16 protein-coding genes are annotated in these 20,780 nt (G+C 50.4%); 4 read left to right on the top strand and 12 right to left on the bottom strand.

The annotated features are described in order from the left end of the window. The first annotated feature begins 182 nt into the window (after positions 1-182). From WA407_RS09655 to WA407_RS09640, 4 genes are all read left to right on the top strand, one after another. A complete protein-coding gene (locus WA407_RS09655) occupies positions 183-1,181 on the top strand; it encodes a sugar-binding protein (protein ID WP_336077258.1) in 999 nt (332 codons plus the stop codon). Continuing rightward, positions 1,178-2,626, top strand: a complete 1,449-nt coding sequence (locus WA407_RS09650; protein WP_254329397.1) for a sensor histidine kinase — start codon at positions 1,178-1,180, stop codon at positions 2,624-2,626. The genes WA407_RS09655 and WA407_RS09650 overlap by 4 nt, the downstream gene beginning before the upstream one ends. Continuing rightward, on the top strand, positions 2,601-3,938 hold the full coding sequence (locus WA407_RS09645) for an AraC family transcriptional regulator (protein WP_336077257.1): 1,338 nt from the start codon (positions 2,601-2,603) through the stop codon (positions 3,936-3,938). The genes WA407_RS09650 and WA407_RS09645 overlap by 26 nt, the downstream gene beginning before the upstream one ends. Before the next feature lie 227 nt (positions 3,939-4,165). Continuing rightward, on the top strand, positions 4,166-5,566 hold the full coding sequence (locus WA407_RS09640; protein WP_336077256.1) for a sugar porter family MFS transporter: 1,401 nt from the start codon (positions 4,166-4,168) through the stop codon (positions 5,564-5,566). Positions 5,567-5,635: 69 nt separating this feature from the next. On the opposite strand, the gene WA407_RS09635 is transcribed toward WA407_RS09640, so the two are convergent. The 12 genes from WA407_RS09635 to nifD form a co-directional block, all read right to left on the bottom strand. Continuing rightward, entirely contained in the window at positions 5,636-6,547 is a 912-nt protein-coding gene (locus WA407_RS09635; protein WP_336077255.1) for an AraC family transcriptional regulator, read from the bottom strand. A gap of 148 nt (positions 6,548-6,695) precedes the next feature. After that, positions 6,696-7,355 carry a TetR/AcrR family transcriptional regulator gene (locus tag WA407_RS09630; protein WP_336077254.1) on the bottom strand — a complete coding sequence of 220 codons (660 nt, stop codon included), beginning with the start codon at positions 7,353-7,355 and terminating at the stop codon, positions 6,696-6,698. Beyond that, positions 7,348-8,547, bottom strand: a complete 1,200-nt coding sequence (locus WA407_RS09625) for an MFS transporter (RefSeq protein WP_336077253.1) — start codon at positions 8,545-8,547, stop codon at positions 7,348-7,350. The genes WA407_RS09630 and WA407_RS09625 overlap by 8 nt, the downstream gene beginning before the upstream one ends. A gap of 344 nt (positions 8,548-8,891) precedes the next feature. Continuing rightward, a complete protein-coding gene (locus tag WA407_RS09620) occupies positions 8,892-10,730 on the bottom strand; it encodes an ABC transporter ATP-binding protein (protein WP_336077252.1) in 1,839 nt (612 codons plus the stop codon). Continuing rightward, positions 10,723-12,447, bottom strand: coding sequence for an ABC transporter ATP-binding protein (locus WA407_RS09615; protein ID WP_336077463.1), 1,725 nt, complete (start codon positions 12,445-12,447; stop codon positions 10,723-10,725). Before WA407_RS09615 ends, WA407_RS09620 begins: the two co-directional genes overlap by 8 nt. Positions 12,448-12,688: 241 nt before the next feature. Continuing rightward, positions 12,689-13,825 carry a homocitrate synthase/isopropylmalate synthase family protein gene (locus WA407_RS09610; protein WP_336077250.1) on the bottom strand — a complete coding sequence of 379 codons (1,137 nt, stop codon included), beginning with the start codon at positions 13,823-13,825 and terminating at the stop codon, positions 12,689-12,691. Then, entirely contained in the window at positions 13,803-14,567 is a 765-nt protein-coding gene (locus WA407_RS09605) for a HesA/MoeB/ThiF family protein (RefSeq protein WP_336077249.1), read from the bottom strand. The genes WA407_RS09610 and WA407_RS09605 overlap by 23 nt, the downstream gene beginning before the upstream one ends. 103 nt (positions 14,568-14,670) lie before the next feature. After that, positions 14,671-15,060 (bottom strand): NifB/NifX family molybdenum-iron cluster-binding protein, encoded by a 390-nt coding sequence (locus tag WA407_RS09600; protein WP_061831022.1) that lies wholly within the window; start codon positions 15,058-15,060, stop codon positions 14,671-14,673. Further along, positions 15,057-16,364, bottom strand: coding sequence for a nitrogenase iron-molybdenum cofactor biosynthesis protein NifN (nifN, locus tag WA407_RS09595; RefSeq protein WP_336077248.1), 1,308 nt, complete (start codon positions 16,362-16,364; stop codon positions 15,057-15,059). Before nifN ends, WA407_RS09600 begins: the two co-directional genes overlap by 4 nt. Next, the gene (gene nifE / locus WA407_RS09590) at positions 16,354-17,715 is read right to left on the bottom strand and encodes a nitrogenase iron-molybdenum cofactor biosynthesis protein NifE (RefSeq protein WP_235307478.1); all 1,362 of its coding nucleotides are present in this window, start codon (positions 17,713-17,715) and stop codon (positions 16,354-16,356) included. The genes nifN and nifE overlap by 11 nt, the downstream gene beginning before the upstream one ends. Before the next feature lie 79 nt (positions 17,716-17,794). Continuing rightward, the gene (nifK, locus tag WA407_RS09585) at positions 17,795-19,324 is read right to left on the bottom strand and encodes a nitrogenase molybdenum-iron protein subunit beta (RefSeq protein ID WP_250267580.1); all 1,530 of its coding nucleotides are present in this window, start codon (positions 19,322-19,324) and stop codon (positions 17,795-17,797) included. Continuing rightward, positions 19,321-20,769, bottom strand: a complete 1,449-nt coding sequence (nifD, locus tag WA407_RS09580) for a nitrogenase molybdenum-iron protein alpha chain (protein ID WP_254329408.1) — start codon at positions 20,767-20,769, stop codon at positions 19,321-19,323. The genes nifK and nifD overlap by 4 nt, the downstream gene beginning before the upstream one ends. Positions 20,770-20,780 lie beyond the last annotated feature (11 nt).

The following is a 20,780-nucleotide window of genomic DNA, read 5'->3' as shown; positions in this document are numbered from 1 at the left end:
CGTCATTGTAGCAATAGGTCCGTAGAAAGCGTTATCAAAATCATGACCAGTTTCGTATTTAGGTGTCAAAAATCCTAACTTTCGCATCAATAAATGCTGCTTGCCGTTGACGATAGCTGCCTACGCTTCTTTTGTTGCTGTATAATGAATTAAGTCTCTAAATATTGACAAAGGAGCAAGACATGTCAAACCGTAAATGGACATTTATCCTTATCCCCGTCTTTCTGCTATTTGCCTGGCTGCTCTTTCAGTTCACTCTGTCTTCTTTTCAGATTCACCAATTTGCAGAGTTATTGAAGACGGTTTCTCCAAAAGACGGGGTTTCCGATACAAAAGTCGTACTGATATCACAGGAGTTGGATAATTATTACTGGCGGTCAATTGAACAAGGAGCCCGAAAGGAAGCGGAACAGTACGGTATGCGGCTCGATTATATCGGGCCGGACCGCATTAATCCGTCCAAGCAGGTCAAACTGCTGGATAAAGCGATCGCCAGTAAGGCGGATGCAATTCTGGTTCAAGGGATAAATGATCCAGAGTATCGCCGATTAATCGACAAAGCAGCCGGACTTGGCATCCCCGTCATCACGATCGATACGGATGAACCAGGCTCCCGTAGACTAGCTTACGTGGGAACGGATAACGAAGGAGCTGGAAAACGGATGGGCGCGCTGTTAGCGAAAGCCTCTGGAGAGCGTGGCGACATCGGAGTTATGATCAGTAGCGAGCGTGTCGAGAATCAGCGACTCAGGCTTGCTGGATTTCGTTCCGTGATCGGTCGTTATCCCAAGCTCCGCATTGTGGAGATTCGCTCCTCAAATATTTCACGGCTTCAGGCAGCACAGCAAGCTCAGAACATGCTCACCCGGTATCCGCAGATCCGCTACATGGTCGGATTCAGTGCGCTGGACGGCCTTGGCATTCTGGAAGCCTCGGAGCGGCGCGGCGCGCGGAGTTTGCAGATTTTCGCTTTTGACGATATGACCGAGACGTTGGAAGCCATCAGAGATGGCAAAATTGAACTGACCATTGTTCAACAGCCAGAGGAAATGGGGGCTAAGGCCATAAAATTGCTGAATGATTATCTAAAGGGGAATGCCCCCCAGGAATTAACCTACACCAGAATATATGAGATGCATGCGGACACTCCCGACAACATGTCCGGAGATGACAGACGATGACGATCAGAACGAAGCTGCTTCTGTTCATCCCTCTTCTAGTTGTGTTCGCCAATATCATCGCTTATTTTGTATTCCAAAGCGGAAAGGTCGTACAACAGAGCTACGATGAAATGCTTGGCCGAATTCTCCTCATTGAGCAAACCTCCGAATCGGCGGAGAGCAACTTAAAGCTCCTATATGCCTATCTGCTTAATCCAAGAGGCGATAAGGCTGTGCAGGGTCCGACAGAATACCAATTAATGCAGTTGAAAGCCAGAATTCAGGAAGTCTCCGACTCGACCGACCCTTCTTTCGCCGAAGAGGACTACATGAATCTGTTGGCCACATTTCTTGAACAGAAACAAGCCGCAGTTCTGGATGCAAAGGCACAAGATCCACAATCGGCTTTTGAACATTATATTGAAGCGGAAAAAACCGTCAGCTATATTCATGAGGAGGGTCAGCAACTGATCGATGCTGAACTGGCTTATTACCGGCCAATCATTGAGAACATCCGGAACAAGAATGAGCGAATGAACGGATGGGGAGTCGCGTTGTTCGGCATGAACGCGCTGATGGGGGGTTTGCTTGCAATCTGGGTCTCGCGCAGCATTACTGGCCCTGTCGGCAGACTTGTCGGACTGGCGAAGCGAATCGCCACAGGTGATCTGAATATTAGGCCCCAACCGCGACGGGATGACGAGCTAGGCGTACTGTCGGACGCCATTTCGCAAATGTCCACCGATTTGAGCATCCTTATCGAGAAGGATAAACAGAGTCTGGAAATGCGGCGGCTTGTGAAGGAACTGGAGCTTCTGGCTCTGCAAAATCAAATTAACCCGCACTTTTTATTTAATACCTTAAATGTGCTCTCCAAGCTGGCGATCCTGGAAGGGGCGGAGAAAACCAGCGACCTGATCGTTTCGCTGTCCAATCTGCTACGGTACAGCCTGCAGAAGCTGGACAAACCCGTAACTCTCCAGGAGGAACTGGATCATATCCGCGAATACGTAACCATCCAGCAGGCGCGCTTCAGGGACAGGATTCGCTTTGATCTTCACTTTGACGCTTCCGTACTTCAGCAGCAAATTCCGGCCCTGACGATCCAGCCATTTATTGAAAACGCTTTTCTTCATGGTGTGGAAGATATGGAAAGCGGAGCCATTATCGTGTTAACGCTGTCGAGAGCGAACGAAGATGTACAAATTGAAATTTCGGACAACGGAAAGGGCATGACGGAGGAAACCCGACTGTCCGTACTCCGTCTTAAAGGCGAAGCCGAAAGCGGCAGTTCAACAGGACTTGGAATGCAAAATGTGTTTAGGCGGCTGCAGTTGTTTTACGGAAAGGAAGAAGAAATGGTTGAAATCAATAGCAATATCGGACGAGGTACTACCATAACCATACGAATTCCAGTCAAGAAGGAGAGTGAGCGGACTGATGTATCGGTTGTTGATCGCGGATGACGAGGCTTTGGAGAGGGAAGGACTGGAATTGACAGTGGAACGGGCGATGCCGGGGATATTCCGGTTTATTCATGCTGGCAACGGCCGCATGGCGATTGAATGCGCGGAAGAGCACCGTCCCCATATTGCCATTCTGGATATCAATATGCCCGGAATTGACGGGCTTGAAGCGCTTCGTGAATTAAAGGAGCGGCTTTCCGATACCCGATTCGTGCTCGTCACTGCCTACGATTATTTTGCCTATGCCCAGAAGGCGCTCTCTTTGGGCGTAAAAGAATATATTCTGAAGCCGGCGAAGCGAGAACTCATCATCGGCACATTGAAACGACTGATTGAAGAAATTGAGTGCGAGAAGCGGGCACGTACGGAAGAATTGGAGCTTAGGCATAAAATCTCACAGCTGATGCCGCTCGCAGAAAATGAGCTGGCTTTAATGCTTATGGTCGACCAGACCGTGGATTCGAGCGCTTCCCAGCTATCAGAATGGCTGGACTTTCCTCTTGATCAGGGAAGCGCCATCATTGCCGCCTTTGACGGATATACGGACGAGCAGGATAAAAAGAAAATTTACGATCATTTCCGAAGCTATGTAAAAACGCATGGCCCGAATGCCATTGTAAGCTCTTTGATCGACCATCATGTAGCCACTTTTTTACGCAAGCCGCCTGCCACTAGCGAAAACGACTGGCGCCAGTTGGTTAAACACCTTGTTCAGCAGCTCTCCGAGCTTACCCAGCAGCAACTTGGTATAAAGACAGCCATTGGAATCGGATCGCTGCATAACGGCGAGGAAGGACTTCGCAAATCCTATTTTGAAGCTGTTTTTGCCTCCACCCTACGCAAACGGGATGGAGGTTACTGCCACTTTGACGAACTGAAGTCATCAGAGGCTGGAAACGCTTCTTTGCTTGCCGTCAAAGCGGAGAATGGAATGCTTCAGCAGACGTACGTCATGTCAGCACTGCAACGGATACGCGAACAGCGGGAGGTTCAAACACTGACTATGCTGGGTAGGGCGAAAATGTATATTGAGGAACGGTTCAACGATGATCTTTCGCTGGAAGAAGTGGCTGATTTTGTCCATTTGAATCCTCACTACTTCAGCAAAATTTTTAAACAGGAATACGGAGAAACATTCATCGACTTTGTAACCCGGCTGCGGATTGATAAAGCCATCTCTCTGATTAAGGCTGGCAACCTTACTCTTAAGGAAATCAGCTTTGAAGTGGGTTATAAGGACCCGAACTATTTTAGCCGCGTCTTTAAGAAGATAACGGGCGTTCCTCCTACTGAGTTCAAAGGCCAAAAATAGTAGAGATTCATCCATGCCGACTATCGGCATGGATTTTTTTAAGCTCGAATGACAAGGTAATGCTAGGTTCAGCCCCTCTATCTCCGATTCGGGAACCGAAGCCAAAATCGTGCATGAAAAGGTCCGTTTATTGAAGACGATAACTGGCCTTTCTTTTATAAGCGCATGTTATACTTCTCCTCGAAGAACGGAATGAGGTTCCAGAGATCTGGAGGGGAGATGACCATATGGCAGTAATCATCAATAATGAAAGCGCTAAACAGAAAGCGCTTCAATCAGAAAAACCCAATATGCTTTTTGTGACGTTGGTATCCATCGTAGCTGCGCTCGGAGGCATCCTGTTCGGTTTTGATATCGCGGTTGTTTCGGGAGCAGTCGAATTCCTACAGCAGCGTTTTTCGCTGAGCGAATTTCAGGTTGGTTGGGCCGTTTCAAGTCTGATTGTCGGGAGTGTCACCGGAGCAGCTCTCTCCGGCTACATGAGTGAAAAGATCGGCAGAAAAAAGGTATTACTGGCCGCCGGATTTTTATTCGTCGTCGGCTCGATCTGCTCTGCGCTTCAAGACACGTTCACCGGGTATGTTATCTTTCGCATGATCGGCGGCATTGGCATAGGAATCACTTCCACCGTTTGTCCGGTGTACAACGCGGAGATCGCTCCCGCCAAATACCGAGGTCGTTTGGTTGCTTTAAATCAGTTGGCGATCGTAACAGGGATTTTCCTGGTTTATTTTCAGAATTCGTGGATAGTCAGCATGGGAGATGAAGCCTGGGGTGTCTCAACAGCCTGGCGCTGGATGTTCGGAGTGGGAGCCGTTCCGGGACTGATCTTTATGCTCTTGATGCTCTTCATACCCGAAAGCCCGCGATGGCTTATTAAACAAAATCGGCCCTATGAAGCGCTGCCGATTTTGCTGAAAATTCACGGTGAAGAAGCCGCTAAGCAGGAAGTGCTTGATATCAAGGAATCATTCAAAAATGAGAACAACTCATTGAAGCAATTGTTTGCTCCCGGTATTCGGGTCGCTCTCTTTATCGGTGTCATGCTCGCCATTATGCAGCATATTACCGGCATCAATGCCATTTTGTATTACGCGCCGGTTATCTTTAAAGGAATGGGACTCGGTACGGACGCTTCTTTGACCCAGACCATTTGGATCGGGTTGATCAATGTGTTGTTCACCATCGTATCCGTATGGCTGATCGACAAAGCGGGACGAAAAGTCCTGCTGATCATCGGCACCTCGTTGATGACCTGCTGTTTGGTTATTATTGGCGCCGCATTCAAAATGGGTTTGACCACCGGACCGCTCGTACTCATCCTAATATTGATCTACGTGGCCTCCTATGCTATATCGCTTGGGCCGATCGTATGGGTTATGATCTCGGAAATCTTTCCGAACCGCATTCGCGGCAAAGCGGTGGCCATCGCTTCGATGGCATTGTGGGCCGGCGATTATCTAGTATCGCAGGCATTCCCTCCTCTGCTGAGTTCAGCCGGCCCGTCCAATACCTTCTGGTTATTCGGAGCCATCTCGTTGTTCGTCGTAGTCTTTATATGGCGCAAGGTTCCCGAAACCAAGGGGAGATCACTTGAACAGATGGAAAATATGTGGCTTGGGAAATGACCCAACTTTAGCCACGCCCTCTGAGTCATACCGACCTTAAATCGGCAATGGTTCAGAGGCTTCTTATTATCAGCTCCCATCCTCCTCCGCATAGTTCCTCACATTGCGCTCCACAGCTGAGCGGTATTCTACAGGCGTCTTGCCTGTGTGCTTTTTGAACAACATATGAAAATACTGCCTGCTGGCCACGCCTACATAATCGGCAATTTCTTGAATGGGAATGTCCGTTTGCTGAAGAAGCATACGGGCCTTGTCCATTCGCAGCATCGTTAAATACGCGGTAAGCGTTTGCCCAGTATGTTTTTTGAAAATACGGTGCAAATAACCTGGGTGCAGATTCACGGCTGCCGCCATGTCCTTAACCACAATATCTCGGTCATAGTTTAGATGGAGAAATTCAATGCATCGTTTGATGTACATATCCGTTTGCTGCGTGTTGCTGCGCTCTGCCTCTTCCCGTAGACGTGCAATTCGTACTAGCAATTGCATAAAAAGCATCTCAGCCATTGCACCCGGCTGTGCTTTTCGTTGGTCCAGCTCCAGCACGAGACTTTTCAGCGCATAATATACCTCTTCCGGGTCCGATAGTACCAAATACGGGAACGGACGTGACATGAGAGTCGTGACCTCCTGCTCCTCTGCTGCCATTTGTCGGATAGACGGTCCTACTCTCACTCCCTCCGAAAAACCAAACTCTACATTTAGCATCCGGCACGGTTGTTCTCCTTCCACCACCAGTCGATGCGGTACACCTGCGTCTAGCATAATAAACTCGCCTTTACGCAGCGTGATGCTTTCTTCCACATTCTCTCCCGTTTGTACATCTACCCTGCAAAAGCCGGAAATCATGTACATAATTTCGGTAGAATGATGATCGTGGTAAGACATGGTATAGTCATGCCATTGCTTGTAATAGTAAGCAAAAAAACGGGGAATATAATCCCTGTCACGCAGCCGTGGCTCAAACAGACTTCCGTTCATCCCCGCACCTCCACAAAATAGATAAGGCTAACACGACAACGTATCTGCAACCGCTCTATTTTCACAGTTTAACAGACTGAGCCATGTACTTCTATTTCACTCCATCGGACGATCTGGAATCCTTTGGATTACGTTAGGGGACTCCTGCCTAAAAGGTTGGGGATTTATCACTTTCTGGACTTAAATACTGAATCAACATTCCCACAAATCGGTTAGCAATTTGTATATCCTCAAGTTCGTTATTCCAATCGTCCTTGGACGTCAGACTCATTTTCTGGAGTATACCCATCATAGACGTGAAGATAAAATGAGCGGTCTTTAAGGGTTCCGTATCAGACTTCAATGATCCATCTTGGAATCCAGCTTCCAGAGCATCCATCAGGAAATGTCGTTCCTTTCCCCTGCTAACAAAATTTTTGTACTGTTCTTTGAGTTCTTGATTTGAATCATAAGCTTCGTAATGCAGATCGAATAAAAGAATAAACTTGATGTATTCCGGATGTTGCCAAGCGTAATCAATCCATGCATCAAGCATCGAAGTAAGCATCTTCTTACCGCTCATTTCGGCTGAAGGTGCCCTTCTAACAAATTCGGTCATGCTCTCCAGGATTTCCATCTGGACCTCAAAGATCAGTTCGTTCATGGACTGAAAGTGCTTATAGAATGTGACCCGGCTTACACCAGCCACGTTGCATACATCCTTAACATTAACTTTGAGAAAGCTTTGCTTCATAAAAAGTTCCTTCGCAGCAGCAATGAGCTCTTCCCGATTTTTGTTTTTCAAATTCTGGTGCCAGTTCTCAGTCATTAGCAACCATCCGTTTCTCATTTTTTGGTTTTTGTAAGGTTAAGAAAAGGGCAGATGCAAGAATAATTGCACCAAAAATATAAGGAATATGAATGTGCTTGTCAAACAACAAACCCGCTAAAATAGGCCCCAATATATTGCCTAGGCTAGTATACGTCGTATTCAATCCGGCGGCATATCCTTGACGATCACCAGCTGAGTTCGCGATCATTGTATTTACGGTTGGCCTTAGGAAGGCATTAAAAGCAAAAAACAGTGCCGATACCGCCAGCAAATAACCTAAATTGATCTTAATTATCATTAACAATAAAGCGATGGCTGTCATGATCAAAGAGAGACGTATTAGCTTCATCTCTCCAAGTCTCTTGATGAGATAATCGAGCAGCCATATCTGCACAACGATGCCTATAATTGCACCAACCGTAATGATCATTGAGATTTTAGTGGCATCAAAACCGTATTTTCGTTCCACAAAAAGAGCATACACTGTTTCGTAATTCATCAAACCTAATGTCATGATCAGAATGAGGAGAAGATAACGAAAATAGGATGTCCGAAATGAATTTAGGATTTGGTTGCGAATTGGCTCCCGGCGGACCCATTGGCTAGCGGGTTTTCGTTTTTCCTTGGGTAATGTCTCTGGCATACACAAGCTAAGCAGCGTAGCTACAAGTCCAAGTCCACCAGCAAAAAAATAGGGCACCCTGATGCCAAACTCAGCGATCATACCGCCTAACCCCGGACCAAGCACCATACCTAAATTCATGGAGGCACCCAAGTATCCCATTCCTTTAGCTCGGGTTTCAGAAGTGGTAATATCCGCGACGTAGGCCATATTGGAAGGAACCATTAGTCCAATACCTATCCCCCCGATAAATCGGGCAATATATAGAAGAGGCAATGTCGTAGAAACAGCAAACATGAGATCCGAGATGACGGTTAAAAACAGACCGGTGATGATCATGGATTTTCGACCCCATCTATCCGAAAGCTGCCCACCTAGGGGCGAAAAAATAAACTGTGCTGCTCCAAAAGCGGCAATAAGATACCCCGCAGCAGCTCCTGCCGCATTAAATTGTTTCAGATATTCAGGCAGAATGGGAATCACCATACCTTGACCCAATAAAGCAATAAACAAATTCAGCATCAGAATGAAAAGTGGAAATGTAGCAGACTTAGGTAAACTGCTCATATTTGTAACCCCCTCCGACCATTTACACTATGTAACCCTTTACTATGTGTAAACCATATTAGCTGAAATAGGGGCCATTGTAAATAAAAATACAAACCTATTAAGCCTAGCTATTGGGCTCCTGTTTTGCAAACTCCTGTAACATGCCTCTTATTTGTTCTACCAATTTAGCAGGAGCTTTCTTGGGTGAACCCGTGTCACATGTCTTCTCCCAATTCCCATGCCAAAACCAGAACAATGACCTTTAGGAGTACGTACCTATAAAAAGGCATACTTAAAAAGGACCACCCCGGGGTAGGTAGTCCTTTTTAAGTATACCTGCAAAGCTGTTAATCGCGAGCCGCTTAAGAGCTTTGCTTTCTCAACTGACCATAATATAAATCACTGTAAAAGCCTTTGTGAGCCAGCAGTTCATCATGAGAACCCTGCTCCTCCAGACGGCCATCCTTCAAGACCAAAATCCGGTCAGCCTTACGAATGGTATTCAGCCGATGCGCGATGACGAAACTTGTTCGACCCTGCATAAGCCGCTCCAGTCCTTCTTGTATCTTCATCTCTGTAATGGTGTCAATGCTGCTGGTTGCCTCGTCGAGTACAAGGATAGAAGGGTTGGCCAAAATAGCACGGGCAATAGCCAGCAGCTGTTTTTGCCCTTGACTGATGCCGCTGCCATTCACTTCCAGCACCTTGTCGTATCCGTCCTTCATCCGCATGATAAAGGAATGGGCGTTGGCCAATTTCGATGCTTGTTCAACCTCCTCATCGGTGGCGTCCAGTCTGCCGAAGCGGATATTTTCACGAATCGTCCCCTGAAACAGGAAGGAGTCCTGTAGCACAAATGCCATACGGGAACGCAAGCTTTCACGCCGGATGGTAATAATGTCGCGCCCGTCCAGCGTAATCGTTCCCTTGTCGGGGCTATAGAATCTGGAAAGGAGCTGGATCAGTGTCGTTTTCCCTGCCCCGGTCGGGCCGACTAGTGCGATCATTTCACCAGGTTTGGCTTCAAAGGAAATACCTTCCAGCGTAGCGCTTCCCTCATCATAACCGAAGGAAACATCCGTAAACCGCACCGCCCCCTCTACATGCCCTACTTCCACTGCGCCGCGTTCATCCTTGGACTCTTCATCTTCATCCAATATTTCAAATACACGCTCAGCTCCGGCAATGGCAGACAGCAGGGTGTTCCACTGGTTAGCCAAATCGTTCAGCGGTCTGGTGAACTGGCGGGCATATTCTACGAATACAATAATTGTACCTATAGTAATGGAGCCGCGAATGGCCAAAATCCCACCGATCCCCGCTACAATAGCAAAGCTGAGATTATTCAGTCCGTTCATCAGCTTCGGTATGAAGCCTGAAATCGTTTGGGCCCAGAAACCCGACAGCCGAATACGGTCATTACGCTCGCCAAAACCATAGATGACTCTCTTTTCCTGCGAAAATGCTTTAATAATCTGCTGCCCGGACAGCGTTTCTTCGATGTATCCGTTCAGTTCGCCCACATTCTTCTGGCGTTCCTTATATAAGGGCCCGGTACGACGTGTGATCCAGCGCATCCCGGCAGCCATTAACGGCACCACGATAAAAGTCAGCAGGGTCATCAGCGGGCTTAACCACAGCATCACCGTGAGTGTACCGATTAGCGTCAATATGCTCGAAAAAATCTGAATGGCGGAGCTGTTCAGCGTAGAACTGACATTTTCGATATCATTGGTCAAACGGCTCATGATCTCTCCCTGCTGACGTTTGCCGTAGAAAGGAATCGGTAGTCGATGCAAATGTGAAAACAGATCGAAACGCATGCGGTACACCGTCTCTTGGGCAATCTCGATCATCCAGATATTTTGCAGCCAGGAGGTCAGCGAGTTGAGCAGATATACAGCTCCTAATCCGATGAGAAAATAAATCCACGTGCGCCCACCCGGACCTTCGAGAAAATCATCCACCGCTACGCCGACCAGATATGGACCCAGCAGAGCTAGCCCGGAGCTGAGCAGGACCATGAACAGTACCAGCATCAGTTTGGCCTTACGGCGAGCCAGATAAGCCCATATCCGTCCTAAGGTGCCAGACCAGTTCTTCGCTTTGGCCTTGTGGCGTCCTTCAGCTCCCGCCGGATTTCGCAGCACACCAGACGGCGGTGTAGGCTGACGGAACGGTTCAATGAGTTCCTTAAACATGCGACTCCTCCTTTCCATATTGTGATTCATAGATACGCCGATACAGATCCGAACTATCCATGAGATGCTCATGGCTTCCACTTGCCATCAGGCGACCCTCATCCAGCAGTAAAATCTGATCTGCCGATGCGGTCGAGCTGATCTTCTGCGTAATGAGAAATGTCGTGCAGGACAGACCATCGAGTGCATTCAGTAGTGCTGCTTCTGTCCCTACATCCAGCGCACTTGTGCTGTCGTCCAAAATCAACACTGCCGGCTGACGTACCAGTGCGCGGGCAATCGAAAGCCGCTGTTTCTGTCCGCCAGACAGATTGACGCCACGCTGCCCGAGCATCGTGTCATAGCCTTGCGGCAAGCGTTCAATCATATTATGGATTTGCGCCATGCGTGCGGCCTCCTTAATTTGCTCCAGGCTGGCATTCTCCAGCCCCCAAGCAATATTATCCCGAATCGAGCCGGTGAATAGCAGTACCTCTTGAGGAACATAGCCAATCGCCTCTCGTAATATGGACGCATCCAGTTCACGAGCGTCCTTTCCGTCAAAGCGCACATGACCTTCATCTTCTTCATACAGACGTGTAATCAACTGCACAAGTGAGGATTTTCCCGAGCCAGTGGCCCCCATAATAGCTATCCGCTCGCCCGCTCGCGCCCTAAAAGAGATATCCTTTAGTACAGCCAAATCACTGCCCGGATAATGAAAGCTCACCCGGTCCATTTCCACCTGTCCCTTAATCCTTGTATGATGTGTTGAAACAGACTCCAGCTCTGACCCATCTTCATTAGATGTTTCCAAGACCTCTCGAATCCGCCCGGTAGATGCAGTAGCTCGGGAAAATACAACAACGATACCCGACAAGGCAGACAAGGCTCCTATCGTACGCAGTGAGTAATTGACGACTGCGACCACCTGTCCTACACTGGCATCCCCAGTGGAAATTTGGCCGCGTCCGAACCAAAGTACTGCAATAATCCCTGCATTCATCGTAAACAAAATGAACGGCATCGTCGTTTCTGTCCAGCGTAAAGCTGACACCGTCCCTTTCATCAATTCGCCTCCATAATGGGCAAAACGTTCGATTTCATGCCGCATCCGCACAAAAACCCGGATGAGCCGAATTCCTGTCAGGTTCTCCTGAATCACTCCGTTAACGTCATCCAGGCGACGCTGGACACCCTTAAATAAAGTGACCGTTCGCCGCATCATCACCAGCACAAACACGAACAGCACCGGGGCCATAACCGCCAATAGCAGCCCAAGCCTGAAATGTACAACCAGTGCCATCACAATACTGCCGATGACTACAAGCGGAACCCGTGTCATAAACCGCAGGCTCATAAACACCGTATCTTGTACTTGCGTGACATCCCCGGTCAGGCGCGTAATCAGCGACGAAGTGGCAAAACGTTTAAACACAGGATACGAAAAGGATTGCACTTTACGGTACAACTTTTCCCGCAAATCATAGCCGAAGCCCTGACTTGCATGTGAAGCAAAAAAAGAGCTGGATATGCCCGCCATAAAAGCGATAACGGCACTCCCCACCAGTACACTGCCCCATAACCAGACGACGGACAAATCCTGCTGTCGGATGCCCTCATCAATGATTTTAGAGATCAAATATGGCTGCGATAGCTCTACCGTCAATTCCAGCAACATCATCACGAGCGCTGCGATGGCTGGAACCCGATATTTTTTCAGAAAAGAAAACATCATTCCCACAAGCATTCCTCCAATTGCCCATAGCCGTCCTTCCAGATCAGCGTGTCATGGTTATATGAATCAAGACCTGCTGTAAAACCATATATACGCACTTTATACAGCACTATATTTTATTATACCCTTCTGAACGGCTTCGTTTAACCAGCAAATTGGAGACTCCGGTTGTGAAATTAAAAGATATACAAGAAAGCGTTCCAGTCACGGTCACACTTACCGGACGGGAACGCCTTTTCGGTTATTTCGGTAGCTCTGCCGGATAATACTGCAGCCAGCGCCTTAAATCCGCGCTATGGATGACACGCTTGGGATCTTCACCGACTAGGCGAAGTCGCTCCAGCACAAACTTGATTTCATCGGAGCCTGCCTCGATTCCTTCCTGCTCCAGCATATATTGAACTGCACTTCTGCCCGAATGCTTGCCGAGTATGAACGAATGGTCAGTGCCCAGCTCGGTTGGATCAAGGGCCTGATAGGCGGCGCGCTCCTTTAGCAGACCGTTGATATGTATGCCAGATTCATGGGCGAATACCATGTCTCCCACAATTGGCTTGCCTTCGGGAATGATTCGGTTGGAGGCTTTGGACACCAGTGCAGCCAGCGGGTTCAGCAGTTCGGGACGGACGCCGCAGGTTCCTTGATATAGGTCCCTCCACGACATCACCACTTCCTCCAGCGCCGTATTACCTGCCCTTTCCCCAAGGCCCGACACTGTGGTACTGGCCCAGACAGCTCCCGCCTGCAAAGCTGCCAGGGTATTGGCAAGCGCTAGACCATAATCATTATGACAGTGAATCTCAAGCTCCACATCCTGCGGCACGCGCGATACAAGCCTGTCTATACGGGCAGCTATGGCAGCGGGATGGTGAACGGACAGCGTGTCGGCATATCTGAAGCGCCGGATACCATCCCTATAGAGCTGATTCGCCAACTGCTCAAGGAACAAGTCATCTGCCCTTGAAGCATCCTCAAAGCCTACGGAAACAGTCAATCCTTTACACTGACCGTAATCGACAGACTTGCGGATCAGCTCTGTCACCTGCTCAGGATTCATACCCAGCTTGGACTTCATCTGCACCGTCGACACGGGAACCGAAATATGGGCCCAGCCGACACCTGTCGATTCAGCTGCATCAATATCCGTGAACACCGCGCGATTCCATGTCATTAGCTTCATCTGAAGTCCGAGAGCAGCAATCCTGGCAATAGACCTGCACTCCGCCTTTCCCATTGCCGGAATTCCGATCTCAGCCTGCTCCACCCCCGCCGAGTCCAGCATGATGGCAATTTCATTTTTTTCCTCGGCTGAAAAGGCAACGCCCGGAGCCTGTTCTCCGTCCCGAAGTGTCGTATCACAAATATGCAACCGACTCATCTGTATCCCCTCCCGTTCCGCAGCAAGGACAACGCGGGTTGCGTTTGACCGCTATGGTGCAGCTACTCATATCCAGCACATTCATACGGTACATACGGTCAGTGAACAAATTGCCCGCATCTGTAATCCATTTGACCGCTTCCAGTGCAGCCATACAGCCAATTAAACCGGAGGTAGCTCCCAGAACCGGGAATCCCAGAGGCTCCCAAGGCTGTCCGCCTTCCGGGTAGAGACATTCCAGGCATGCCGTCCTACCGGGATCAATGGTCATCAATGATACTTCATAGGCGTACATGGCCGCTTCTATCATCGGTCTGCCATGTCGAACACATAGTCTGTTCAGCGCATATCTTTCCGGAAAGTCATACCGTGCATCAATCACGATATCCGCCGCTTCTACCCATGGTCCAGAGGATTCTTCCGTGATTCTGTGGGCGTAGCCCTCAAGTTGGGTCTCTGGGTTAATACGATGCAAATGCTGCAATGCCGTCTCCATCCGTTCCTCCCCGATTCGTCCGCTGTCCATCAGCACCTGCCGGTTCATATCAGGTAGATGGATTAAGCCCTCATGGGCCAATATCAGCTTCCCCACTCCGGCAGCGGCTAGGTACATGGCCGCTGTTCCTCCCAATCCTCCGATGCCTGCGACCATAACAGTAGCTTGCTTTAGCCTGTTCTGACCTTCCGTTCCCAACAGCTTCAACTGGCGTCCGTATCTACTGTCTTCCAGCAGCTGTACCATTCGTCCACCCCTCCATGTGCGGCTCCCGCCTTTAAGATATTCGGTCCGCAGGATCTTGACACCATATCTGGTTGCTCTTCGGTTATTCTTCCTTACTGAAGACTCATGATCCGGCTTTGCCGCTGCCCTCCTCAGCATGCAGGATTTTGGCAAGCCACATGGGCGGATTGCGAGCCAGCATATTCTGGAGACGCTGGACCTGCTCCTCAATGGTGCTGCCGAAGGCCACCTTCACAGGCATAATGGTCCGCTTGGTAACCTGTGCGGCGGCCGAAGCGCCAATCTGTACCAGAAAGATCAATGTACAATCCTCGATCAGGCCAATTCGGCTGGCGATCTTGCCCGCCTCGTTCTCATCGCTCCCCAGGGCTATCCGCCGATGCTCCAGGAACTGGACGCCTGAGTGCCGGATTTCGAATACAGTGAACATGGGACTCTGTCCAAAATGAGCATTCACAAGCACACCGTCTTCCGTCGCAAATGCAACCTTCATCCTCCCCTCCCCCTCTCGGTAAGCAATACATTGCCTACTTTGTTCACCCACTCCATGGTTCCACGGTATCCGACGCTTACGGATGTGTGGGCGCCCAGCTCGTCATACACCGGCAAGCCTGCCGGCACGAATGAGGCGCCAGCCCGTGCCGCTCCCTTTCTTCCATGCGAATTGCTGATCCACAAATCAACGCCCTGCGCGCTCTCCTCTGCATCATCCAGATCACCGATCCAGACTTCCCGTTCTGTCTTTTGCAGTGCGGGCGTGCTGCAGGGTGTAATTAGCCGTTTCAGTTCCACTCCCATCTCCTCCAGCCAGGCTGCGGTCGACAGCATATGATCCGGTTCTAGCGCCACTACAGCGGAAGCGCCGGAATAATAGAAATGGGCATCCAGCATGCTGTCCAACAGATTTTCACGCTGCCAGCGGAAGCGAACAGGGGCTGGCTCGCGGCTGATTTTCTGCAGAAAATGTATGAACGCATCGCTCGCGGCCAAGCCAGACAGACCCGTGAACAAGTGGTAGGGAATACCTGCGGCATGAGTCAGCCTGCGCGCCGGACGCTCCATGCTCGCGCCAATGGCAATGGTGCAGGAAGACTCCAGCATCTGGCAGGCTGAATCCAGCGGAGTCCCCCCTCTCGTCAAAGGGGAAAAACCTGTCAGCAGGTGGCCGGACAAGGAAGTGGAGATATCGGGGAGTGTGATAACCTCCAGGCCGAAGGAAGCGATAATATCCTTGATTTCCATGACATCTCCGGCAGTCAGATAAGAAGCCGGCAGCAGATTGACCTGCGTCCGGCGCTGTTTTTTGGGGGACTTGCCTCCGGCCAACCCGAGTACGGCATCCATTAGCGACTCTACTGTACTGCTGTAGCCCGTCTCCAAAGAGCCGTGAAAATCAGGCAGCGATACAGAAAACAGCAGACTATCCTTCAATGCCCGTTCTCGCTTGAACGCCTTTACCCTAGACTGAAAATCAACGCCTGCCACCTCGGTGAGGGCCGTGCTGATAACGCCGATGACATCTGGATGGTGTTTGGACCAGATATGATCCAGCGCCTCCTCCAGATTCCGGTCTGCATCAAATATAACGTCCATCTCTTGCAACGCAGAGGTCTGAACGGCAATCGGCTCTCGAAAATGGCGAGTCAGCAGTGCCTTGGAGAAGGCCGAGCAGCCCTGAGCGCCGTGCAGCAAAGGCATTGAGCGATACATCCCCTGCAGAGCCAGCACGCCGCCCAAAGGCTGTCCTACCTTGAGCGGGTTGACACTGACAGGCTTCGTGGCGGATTTAATCGGCAAATTCCGTCTCCTCCTCCCATGGAGCCAATTTGGCGGTCAGTTCCCATACCGGATGCTGTAGCGTATGCACAAGCTGTTTCGCCAGAGATAACAGCCCGTCATAGCCCGCATAGGCTTTGTGCCGTTCTTGATTGATGTCCACAAAAGGAATTTGTTCCTTCAGCGCCATATACATGTTCCGGCCCCCGGCAATGACCATGTCTGCCTTGCGGCTCCGTACGGTCTTGAGAATCTGCCGGGCGCCGCCTTCCGGGATGTATTCCGCATCATCTCCGATACGGTCAGCAATCCGGGATACATCCTCGGCAGTGCTTTTGTTCGTGCCTACACCAACCACCTTAATGCCCAGCTCCTGCAAAGCCGTAATGACAGACCAGCTCTTTACACCCCCGGTATAGAGCACTGCCCGCTTTCCTTTCAGTTGCTTGCGGTAGGGCTCCAGCTCCAGCGATAGCCTCATTTCCTCCCGTGCGGTCAGCTTATCCACCCGTCGCTCCACATCACGATCTCCGGTCAGGTAAGCCATCTGTCGCAAGGAATAACTCGTCTCCTTTGCTCCATAAAATGAACCTTCAAAATAAGGAATGCCGTATTTACGCTCCATTTGGACTGCCAGACCCAGCAAAGCCCGGCTGCATACGACCATATTGGCCTTGGCACGATGCGCCCATCCCACCTCACGGAACCGACCGTCTCCGGTAATTCGGGACAGGATACTCATTCCCGCCTGCTGCATCAGCCGCTCGATATGCCACATCTCGCCGGCGATATTGTATTCCCCAATGAGATTGATATCATGGGAGGTTGTCTGTTCCGGCTCGGTGCTGCCGATAATATGCTGGAACAGCACGTCTCCGGCCAGCCGGGTCCCGAGATTCTTGCTGCCCACAAATCCCGGGCTGTTCACCGGAATGATCGGCGTTCCCAGCTGCTCTGATTCAGCCTTGCAAACTCCCTCGATATCTTCACCCGTGAGGGCTGTGACGCATGTGGTATAGACGAATACAGCGGGAGGAGCAAAGCGGCTGACAATGTAGCGGATCGATTCATGCAGCTTTTGTTCACTACCAAAAATGATGTCCTGTTCTCCAAGATCAGTAGTGAAGCCATACGCCGACAGCTCCGGGCCGCTGGACAGGCTGCCTCTGCTCTCCCAGCTATTGCCGAGACACGCAATCGGCCCGTGCACCAGATGAGCCGCATCTGCAATGGGGATCAGTGTAATCTGGGCCCCGTCAAAGGAGCAGCCACCCGAAGCCTCCCCCGGCACAGGCCGGGGACAGGGCGTGCTTTTGGGAATTTTTTTGCCGCAGGATACCTCCAGCCTTCCGTTAGACACAGCCGGCTCCATCCGCACAACCCCCTTATTTCAGATAGAATCCATTGAAATCACAAGCAAGCTGTCAACTTCCATCTACGCGATACAGCAGTTAGCGCACTAGATCAAAGCTATGATCCGGAGCCTGCTCCTCCATGACATCCAGTACGGTATTCACGAATTGGGTAAGCAGATTTAGCGCACCCTGGTAGCCGATAATCGGATAACGATGCAGATGATGCCTGTCGAAGATCGGAAAGCCCACACGGAGCAATGGAATTTTCGCTTCTTTCGCCGCGAACTTCAGGTGGGAGCTACCAATAGCCAGGTCTACTGGGTCCTGGAACAGCAGCGAACGCATATGCCACAAATCCTGACCGGAATGAACCGTGGCTTCTGCACCGTAAGGGCTGGACTTCAACAGAAGCTCTGCTTCCTTCTCAAATTTCCGGTCCCCATTGGAGCAAACAATATGCACCGGCTCCATGCCCAGCTCCAGACAAAAGCCAATCAGGCCGATGAGCATATCCGGGTCTCCCGCCATAGCTACTCGTTTGCCGTGCAGATAAGCATGCGAATCCATCATGGCATCCACAATTCGGGCGCGCTCCTGCTTCAATGCCTCGGGAATTTCTCTTCCAGACAAGCGGCTAATCTCCTCAAGCAACCGATCTGTAGCCCGGATGCCCAGCGGTGTGGAGATGGAGGACACCTGCTGCCCCCAGGTTTGCTTCATATAACCTAATGTTTTACGAAGAGAGTACTGCTGGATCGCCAACGTGCCTGCAGCATCTGCGGCCTTGGGCACATCCTCAAGCGGCGTTCCCCCGTAATAGTAGCTGTACTCTCCAGTAGCCCCTGAATCAAAATTACTGCTGTGGTCACCCAGAATGGTATACGTAGCGCCGAACATCCCCAGCATGCGCCGCATTTCCGCAAAATTGCCTGTATACCCGTCAAACCCGAGCAGTACATTCAGCTTCAATTCATGACCAGGCTGCGGCGTCCGGCCTGACTTGTTATACAACGTCTCCAGCACAGAGCGCAGCATGGCGTCATAGCCTGTAATATGTGAACCGGAGAAGCTGGGGGTATTGGCAAAAGGAACCGGCATATCCTCAGGAAGGGCTCCCTCCTGACGGGCATTGGCCAGGAAGGCAGACAAATCATCGCCGATCACCTCTGCCATACAGGTCGTGCATACCGCAATCATCTCCGGCTGATACAAGGCAATGCAGTTCTCTATACCGTCAATGAGGTTGCGCATGCCGCCGAATACGGCGGCATCCTCGGTCATCGAGGTGGAGACGGCAGGAACAGGCTCTTTGAAGTGGCGGGCAAGATGGCTGCGGAAATAAGCTGTACAGCCCTGTGAGCCATGAATGAACGGGAGCGTTTTTTCGAAGCCCAGCGCAGCCATGACCGCTCCCAGCGGCTGACAAGCCTTGGCCGGGTTCACAACTACGGCTGTACGAGCGAAATTCTTATCCTTGTATTCCTTGGTCTTGGTATACTCGAGGGTGGCGGTAACCTCCTCTGGCGAGCAAGGGGCCTCAAAAGCCCGTTTCTCCTCACGCTGGCGCACATATTTATCCTGCCGAAACAACTGATTGTGATCGACAATGTTCAGACGCTCGCTCATACCGACACCTCCGCAGTCTGCCGTGATGGCAGCAGGCTCCATACTGGACTATTGATGGTCATATCCATATCACGCGCAAAAATCTTAAAGCCGTCAAAACCATGATAAGGCCCGCTGTAATCCCAAGAGTGCATTTGACGGAAGGGAATGCCCATTTTGTGATACACGTATTTCTCCTTGACTCCGGCGCCCATTAAGTCAATATTCAGCCGCTGGGCCAATTCTTCCAGTTCATATGCCGTTGGATCATCGTACAAAACAGTGCCTTCCTTTACATCGGGAAACGTCTTTTCGTAATCATCCTTATGGGCAAATTCATAGCCTGTAGCCACAATTTCCATACCCAGATCCTCATAGGCACCGATGGTATGCCTTGCCCGCAGTCCGCCAATCAGAAGCATCACCTTTTTGCCTTCCAGACGTGGGCGGTATTTACGGATGACCGCCTCCATCTGCGGCATATATTGGGCGATGACCTGCTCACATTTTTCCTGAATCGTCTCGTCAAAGCGGGCAGCAATCGCTCTGAGGCTCTCCATCGTCTTGGTCGGGCCAAAGAAGTTATATTCCATCCAGGGAATTCCGTATTCCTGCTCCATCGTTGTGCACATATAATTCATGGAACGATGACAATGGATCAGATTGAGCTTGGATTTATGGGCAATTCCCAGCTCATTGATCGTGCCGTCACCCGACCACTGCGCTATGACCCGCAGTCCCATTTCCTCCAGCAAAATGCGTGAGGCCCAAGCATCACCGCCGATATTGTAGTCCCCGATAATGGAGACATCATAAGGCCCGCACTCCTTCAGCTCCCGGCGCCCCATTAGAAAATCGCGGATAGCATCATTGGCAATGTGATGACCCAGAGACTGACTCACCCCGCGAAAACCCTCACAGCGTACAGGAATGACCGGAATGCCCAGCTCCTCTGTCATCTTTTTGGCCACAGCCCCGATATCATCACCAATCAGTCCGACCGGACATTCAGATTGTACGGAGATGCCTTTGGCCAGCGGGAACATCTCCTTAATTTCCCTGCAGATCACCTCCAGCTTCTTATCTCCGCCGAACACGATATCCTTTTCCTGAAAATTGCTGGTAATCTGCATGGCGGTAAAATTATCAATGCCCAATACCCCATTCGCATAATTGCGTCGGGTACCCCAACTGTATTGCCCGCAGCCGATGGGACCATGGCTAATGTGCACCATGTCTTTAATCGGGCCCCATACCACACCCTTGGAGCCTGCAAAAGCACAGCCCCTTGCTGTCATAACGCCGGGCCGTGATTTCATGTTGGACTTGATGGAACAGGTTCCGCAGTTCACAAGCTCCTCATCCGCGATCTCAAAATGCTTGGTCCGATCCTTCTTGGCCTTCTCGGGATATATCTCCAGTATCTCCTCTACGATCTGCTTTCCCTTATCCACAATACTGCTCATTTGGCCTATTC

Origin of the sequence: Paenibacillus sp. 203, assembly GCF_037027525.1 — a bacterium.
Taxonomy (GTDB): Bacteria; Bacillota; Bacilli; order Paenibacillales; family Paenibacillaceae; genus Paenibacillus; species Paenibacillus polymyxa_B.
The sequence above is the reverse complement of the archived record's forward strand: the minus strand, read 5'-3'. Positions and strand labels throughout refer to the sequence as shown.